The sequence below is a fragment of the Vibrio sp. 10N.222.48.A3 genome, assembly GCF_041475345.1.
Classification (GTDB): Bacteria; Pseudomonadota; Gammaproteobacteria; order Enterobacterales; family Vibrionaceae; genus Vibrio; species Vibrio tasmaniensis_A.
The window spans coordinates 1-7,258 of record NZ_JBFRVX010000170.1 but is presented as its reverse complement, the minus strand read 5'-3'; the positions used below and the strand labels follow the sequence as shown (position 1 = coordinate 7,258).

General features: G+C 44.8%; 7 protein-coding genes. All 7 read right to left on the bottom strand.

Annotated features, from left to right (window positions below):
- Positions 1–119: 119 nt before the first annotated feature.
- Positions 120–1,424, bottom strand: coding sequence for a cobyrinate a,c-diamide synthase (locus tag AB4653_RS06165; protein WP_102258160.1), 1,305 nt, complete (start codon positions 1,422–1,424; stop codon positions 120–122).
- Between the two features lie 2 nt (positions 1,425–1,426).
- Entirely contained in the window at positions 1,427–2,497 is a 1,071-nt protein-coding gene (locus tag AB4653_RS06160; RefSeq protein ID WP_102258161.1) for a threonine-phosphate decarboxylase, read from the bottom strand.
- A 38-nt stretch (positions 2,498–2,535) separates the two neighbouring features.
- A complete protein-coding gene (gene cbiB, locus AB4653_RS06155; protein ID WP_012604821.1) occupies positions 2,536–3,501 on the bottom strand; it encodes an adenosylcobinamide-phosphate synthase CbiB in 966 nt (321 codons plus the stop codon).
- 76 nt (positions 3,502–3,577) lie between these two features.
- Positions 3,578–4,390 carry a precorrin-4 C(11)-methyltransferase gene (gene cobM, locus AB4653_RS06150; protein WP_102258162.1) on the bottom strand — a complete coding sequence of 271 codons (813 nt, stop codon included), beginning with the start codon at positions 4,388–4,390 and terminating at the stop codon, positions 3,578–3,580.
- Between the two features lies 1 nt (position 4,391).
- Positions 4,392–5,231, bottom strand: coding sequence for a precorrin-3B C(17)-methyltransferase (cobJ, locus tag AB4653_RS06145; protein WP_017097272.1), 840 nt, complete (start codon positions 5,229–5,231; stop codon positions 4,392–4,394).
- A 2-nt stretch (positions 5,232–5,233) separates the two neighbouring features.
- Positions 5,234–6,076 (bottom strand): sirohydrochlorin cobaltochelatase, encoded by an 843-nt coding sequence (locus AB4653_RS06140; protein WP_102258163.1) that lies wholly within the window; start codon positions 6,074–6,076, stop codon positions 5,234–5,236.
- Positions 6,077–6,253: 177 nt separating this feature from the next.
- Positions 6,254–7,258: cobalamin biosynthesis protein (locus AB4653_RS06135; protein ID WP_372103590.1), on the bottom strand; the 1,005-nt coding region annotated here is incomplete at its 5' end.

Below are 7,258 nucleotides of genomic sequence, written 5' to 3'. Positions count from 1 at the left end.
GCTAGCTACACATCAAAGTCTCTGCCTTGTATAAATACCCAGCAACTCGCTGCAAAAATCAGCTCGAAAGATCAACACGCCCTATTGAAAGCGTTCAAGGCGTATTTTTTCGCCCATACTTAATAAAGTGCTCCTTTGAATATTTTCGCTACCAAATCAGGGTTATACGGGAAGTACCAATGTGCATAAGAAGCGATGGTGCTTTGTTTTATCCAAACAGGATCGGTTGGCCTACCATATTGAGATTCAGGCTGAGTTAGTACGGTTTCTTTACTGTCTGTTTTTGAATAATGGAAAGTATGACCACGCAGCATTTGACCATTGAAATTAGCTTCTAGGATCCCTAGCGCGGCTAGCTTTTTCTGCATAGTCGCTTTGGCATTTAACGCGCCAACCATGTTTTCTGTTTGGCTTTCTGTATCAGTCAATGCTTTGTTGAGGTATAGCATGCCACCACATTCGGCTAGGCAAGGTTTTCCTTGTTCAATGTGTGTGATGATTTGCTGCTTCAACGCATGATTGAGCGCTAGCTTATCCTTATGTAATTCAGGATAACCTCCTGGTAAATACAAAGCGTCACACACTGGTAAATCATCATGTGCAAGCGGTGAGAAAAATGACAGTTTTGCCCCCAATTCGATCAACAAATCAAGGTTGGCTTGATACAAGAAAGCAAAGCTATTATCACGAGCTACTGCAATTGTATGACCAGTCAATGATTCATGTCTGGCTGGTAGTGCTTGCTTTGGTTTTTCAAATGCTTGTGCTGTTGGTAATGGGATATCACCATGTTCTAGTAGTAGCTTGGCTGCGTGATTAAGTCGCTCTTCTATGTCATCTAACTCTTGTGCTTGTACTAAACCTAAGTGGCGTTCTGGCAGCGACAAATCCATGTCTTTTGGTAACCAACCACAAAACTCGGTTTCAGGTTTTAGGCTTTCTTTTAGCATTTCAGCGTGACGTTCAGAACCTACGCGGTTTGCAACTACACCAAATACATCCACGTCATCACGGAATGTCGATAAGCCATTTACAATGGCTCCAAAGGTTTGTGCCATTGCGCCAGCATCGACAACAGCTAACATCGGAAGGTTAAATTTAGCGGCAATATCAGCACTTGAGCATTTGCCATCAAACATACCCATTACGCCTTCAATTAGAATCACATCCGCTTCTAGGGCTGCTTGATAAATTAAGTGTTGGCATTCCGCTTCACCACACATCCACAAATCCAATTGGTAAGTGGGTGTATCTGATGCAATAGATAGAAATTGTGGATCAATAAAATCAGGCCCAGTTTTGAATACTCGAACTTTCTTTCCTTGTTGAACCAAAGCTCTTGCTAGAGCGGCGACCACGGTTGTTTTTCCGCTTCCAGAAGAAGGTGCGCCTACCACTAGGGCAGAACAATAAGCTGTAGACATAATTATTCCTTGAGTTGTTCGAGTGCGCGAGTGAGCGCTTGCCATTGTGATTCGTTGGCGGGTAACCCGAAACGAAGTGCATCGTTTTCATCACAATGACGAGTAAAAACCCCTAACTTGGCGAGCTGATGGTGCCATGATGCCGAATCTGAAATTTCAACTCGGTGAAAGAGTATCTGTGATGTTATTTTTACCGAGCCCGCCATTTGGCCAAAATGTAGTTGTAAGAGTTGGTTCATACGCTGAGCCTCTTCATGTAGGCGTTGGCGGTTTTTCTTTTGCCAATTGGAGTTGAGTAAGGCATGTGTGGTGACATAGCGAGTTGGGCCACTGAGTGTCCAAGGTCCAAGGTGTTGTTTAAGAATATTTAAACGCAATGGCGAGGCAAAACAAAAGCCTGCGCGAATCCCTGCCAGCCCAAAAAATTTACCCACTGATCGCAGGACTATTAGATTGTCAGGTACTCCTGTTGGGAAACTTGGTAACACTGAAAGCTCAGGAGTACAGTCTACAAACGCTTCATCAATCACGAGCGTTGAATGATCTTGGATATGATTTAGCCAAGTCAGTACTTCACTTGGTGGCACATTCAGTGCGGTTGGATTATTGGGATTAATCACTACGACCACGTCTGCCGTTTTCAGCTGTTCGATTGTCGGTTTGTGTAGGTAAAAGTCGAATATGACGGCTTGTATGCTTTGTTCTGCGTACTGCTGCCACGCATGTTGATGTTCTTTGTAACCCGTATGAGGCAATAGGATGTACGTCAATGTTGGCTGTGTCTTTGCAATCATATGAGGTAGCGATTGAATGGCTGCCTGACTGCCAGCTACGGGTAACAAGGCATCACTTTGATAGTAGGTTTGCGCGGCTGTGATTAAGCCATCATCGTCTTCTGGTAGCCGATTCCATACCGATGCAGGGATTTCAGGTATAGGGTAGTGGTGCGGGCTTACTCCAGTTGAAAGGTCGACCCATTGTTCGATTGGCCTTTGATAGCGCAATGAAAACTCGATTAACTTACCACCGTGATGCGGAAGTTCGTTTGAGGTTGAGTGTTGTTTAATCGTCATTAGCGTACTTAAAGTAAAGAGTTAAAATAGACATGAAATCAAAATAAACAAAGAGTTAAAAGAGAAAGCAGTAGCATTACGATGGCCCAAAGCACACTGGTTTTTTGGACCAAAGATATGGCTCGTGGAATATCTTCTAAAGTCGCAATATTACCTTTTCCCATCGGACGTTTTTTCACAAGTTTTCCGTGGTAATACGTATCGCCACCTATGATGATTTGTAGTGCGCCGGCACCTGATGTCATTACGGGGCCACCGTTTGGACTCGAGCAATGTTTAGCTTGTTCTTTCCAGCATTTCAGAGCCAACTTAGTGTTGCCTAAAAGGCTGTAGCTAAGTGCGGTTAAGCGCGCAGGTGCCCAGCCCATCACATCATCTACTTTTGCTGCCACATAGCCAAATTCTAGCCAGCGTTCATTTTTGTAGCCCCACATCGCATCAAGTGTGTTCACTAATCGGAACAGTAATGCCCCTGGAGCCCCAAGCAGTGCAAACCAAAATAGAGTGCCGAAGATCGCATCGTTACCATTCTCTAATACCGACTCAATCGTCGATGACGTGATCTGGCGTTGATCCATGGTTTCAGTATTACGGCTAACGATCCAACCAACTTTCTCTCGCGCTAAATCAAGATCACCTTGGCTCAGCGGCTGGTGGATCCACTGGGCGTGCTCAAGCAGGCTACGTTGACCTATCGCGATATACAGAACCACGATATTAAATAGCCAAAAGCCTAATGTGTTCCCCATGCTTAGTAGCGTATGTTGTAGCCAAAAGCTGAGTAAGCACAATGGAACAGTCGCAGCTATCCATGCGATCAAACCTGAGAATTTAGTGGCTCGGTTTAACAGCTTCTCGATTTTCTCAACCGCATAGCCAAAACCGATCAAAGGGTGAAATCGTTTAGGCTCACCTAGTAAGTGATCAAGCATCAAAGCTGCGATCATCATTAGCGCGATCGCTAAACTTGAATAACCAAAATTTAAATCAAAAAAGATCATCATATCTGCCAAATAATGCTGCTGACTGGATAGTGAAAATGAATAAACGCATAAACCAATCAACAGCTAATGAGCGAGGTTAGTCTGCGCTCTTATCGTCTTCCAATGTTCCACTTTCAACTACACCCTCTTCAACGACACGTGCTTTTCGGCAAGCGTGTGAGAAGGTCGGATCGTAGAGTTTAGAGTCAACAAAATCATTGTCGCCTAGCACTTTACTGACGATGATCATCGCGGTGGAGCGAATCCCTTCATCATGCATAACTTGGGCGATCGTACCCAATGTAGCACGGAATATTCGCTGTTCAGGGTGACTGGCTTTTTCAACGACAGCCACTGGCCAATCTTGCGGGTAAACATCTGATAATTCACGAACCACTTTACGAATTAATGTTGCGCTAAGAAATAAACACAGTGTTGCTTCGTGAGAGGCAAGGGCGCGTAGATTCTCTTTTTCAGGAACAGGCGTTCGACCTGATGCTCGGCTAAGAATAATGGTCTGGCACTTTTCAGGTAGCGTCAGTTCTTGGCCAAGAGCTGCGGCACTCGCTTGGAAAGAGGAGACGCCCGGAACCACTTTCCAATCAATGCCAAGTTCGTTCAAGCGACGTGTTTGTTCTGCAAGCGACGAGTAAATTGAAAGATCGCCAGTTTGAACGCGTGCAACGTTTTGACCTTTTTCGTGTGCGGTTAGGTACACATTGGTTAGATCATCAAGATCCATGTCAGCGGAGTTATAGACCAGTGCATCAGGGTGAGCGCGATCGATGACGGCTTTTGGCACTAAACTGCCTGCGTAAACAATCACAGGGCACTCTTCAACTAAGCGTGCGCCTTTCACTGTGATTAAATCTGGGTCACCCGGCCCTGCGCCGATAAAAAATACCGTCATACTAGTTTGCCTCTTCCGTCACTGATTCTGGTTTAGGTTCAACTTTTAATGAATGGCCACGTTTTTGACCTTCTAGTACCTTGCCGTCTTTCAGTTGATATTTATTGGTGTAGCCACGCGGTGTTACGATCCAATCACCAAATCGGTAGCTGTTGCTGTTACCTATCACGACCGCGGCGTTCATACCAAATTCCACTTTGGTAAATTCAGCCAGTGTTGTCAGTGTGACTTTTTGCTCATCACGATACGCAGCATTCACGATAGCAACGGGAGTATTTGGGTCACGATGTTCCAAAAGGATTTCACGTGCAGTTTCAATGTGCTGAGTTCTCTTTTTAGAGCGAGGGTTGTAGAAGGTAATCGCAAAATCAGCCATTGCCGCGGCTTCAATCCGCTTGGTAATCACTTCCCAAGGCGTTAATAAGTCAGACAGAGAAATGGTACAACTATCGTGACCAAGAGGTGCACCAACTAAAGAAGCACAGGCGTTAGCCGCGGTGATGCCCGGAATAATATCCAGTTCAACTTGTGCGTTTAATTCTGCGTTTTGTTCCAATAATTCAAGCACTAAAGGCGCCATCGCGTACATGCCAGAATCCCCAGAACATACCAATACGACTTCTCGACCTTTTGCTGCTTCTTCTACTGCGGCTTGAGCGCGGTCCCATTCGCGAGTCATACCACTTTGAATGACTTCTTGAGTGTCGATTAGTGTGCTGATTGATTCTACATACGGCTTGTAGCCTGCAACGACATCTGCATTCTTTACCGCTTGTTGCGCTGCGGGTGTGACTAGGTCTATTGCGCCAGGCCCTAAGCCTACCAGTGTTAGTTTTGCCATGATTATTTATCTTCCTCTGGTGCACCTAAACGAATTAAGCCTTCTTTAATTTGCTTATCGATAATCTGTAACAGTTCTGGCATATCGAGCATGCAGAACTTGTCACCTTGGATTGGCTCTGCCACTTGAACGTCAGCGTCTTCTGCCAGCATCTCTTTAATTTCTTTAAGATCGTTGATGAAGTGGTTACCCGATACAAGCAGTAGTGGAACTAGATTAAGAAGCGGTCGACCTTGGCCTGTATATTGCTCTTTAATGCGGCGAACCATTTCATTTTTCACTAACTTAAATGGCCATGCGCCTTCGAGCGAGCAAGTGAAGTTGCGTTGCGATAATTTGCCGAGTAGATCATCACAGTAATGGACCGATTGGTGACCTGGGTTATCTAGCATAGGCGCACCGTGGTGAACGAACACGTTGAAATGATCTTGTGGAGCAAAACGATCATGGAGAGCCGAAAGCAAATTGGTCGTTAATTGGCTGTGATGCATGATCGCTGGTGTTTGTTCAATGCGCGCCAATGAGAATTGCTTGAAGCCATCAACTATTGATGTCATGTAGCGATGTTCATCGGTAGGGAATAGGTACACTGAAACGATCAAAATACGTTCGTAACCTTGTGTGTCTAGATCGGCGAGTACCTGAGGTAGGCTGAAACATGGCGTGTCTTTACGAGCCAGCTTCTTGATCACCATCTTTGAGCTGGTGGCGATACGCACTGGCACATCTGGGTAACTTTGACGTACGCGCTCTGCGAGAGTTTCATAACGTTGTTGTTCTACAACGCTACCAAAGCAGCTCAGTACAATGGCTGTGCCTTGGTTATAATGACGAAGTCGTTTCATAATTGTCGCTGTCCTTATCAAATCTATATCACAAGATAAACGGGTTATCTCATGTTGGTAATGAGGTTAAAGTGAGCTTTGAAACATCATGTTCATAGCTTGCAAAGTATTTGGCCTACTATGTTCCTAAAGCTCAGTGATACCTAAAGTTCAGTGGTTCTTAAAACTAAGCGGTTTCTAAAGCTCAGTAGTGCCGTCTGCATTTTCAATTGGTGCGATAAACTTAGGATCTAAATAAGCTTTTAATGATTTCCGTTCGACTAAATTTGTGAACAAATCTTTCCAGTCTTGCTCGGTAAATTCTTCGATACCTCGAACCCAAAGCCCGTTGTTAACAGGTGTTTCATGTTCTAGTAAACGTTCGTAAATCACCATTGCGGCGCGGTTTCTGCAGGTGCCCGCACAGTGTGTACGGCTTATCTTGATGCGCTGTTCACCGTCGGAAAAATTGAGCGTTTTAAGTACCTGTCTAAGATCGTGTGCAAGGTTTTTACTGCCTTCTTTCGCGCAGCGGCCACCTTCACATAGCAATACGTGATGGCGGTGGTAGAGCATCGGGCGGTTTAAATCGACATGCTTAGGCTTACACTGAAAACCATCTACCACTTCATTACCGTGAAGGTTGATTTTGACGTTTTCATCTAGCCAGTTTTTCCACTTCTTCTTGGCGAGGGGTTCATCGTATTCGATGCGAGTACAAGACAAAGTCATGTTGAAACCGTCTTGTTTGAACTTCCACTTAGGTACCAATAGTTGATCTCGCTTAGCGTGCTTTAGCGCGGCCGCTTCAGAAACCGATGATACGCCTGTGACTTTCTTGACGTATTCTGATGGGTTTTCAATCCCTTCAACGCCGTCGAGTTGCTCGGCTGAATAAGTGTGGAAAGGAATTTGGCTTTCAGACGAGAGTTCTAAAATACCTTTTTCATCTGCTTTTAAAGCGATACTGGCGAAAGCTGAAACACTGGCTTTTGCTAGGTTATATTCAGTCAGGAAAACATCGATACCTGCTTTCAATACATGCAAAGGAGTATTGCGGTCACAACCTATTCCAAGTACAAGCGATTTTGGTCGCCACAGTACGGTTTTATTTTTTAAGTCGGCGTAACCTTTTGGTTGTGCTTCATCTGAAATCAGAACTAAACCATCCCAATCATCAGTACTGATTTGAGAAAGGTCTGT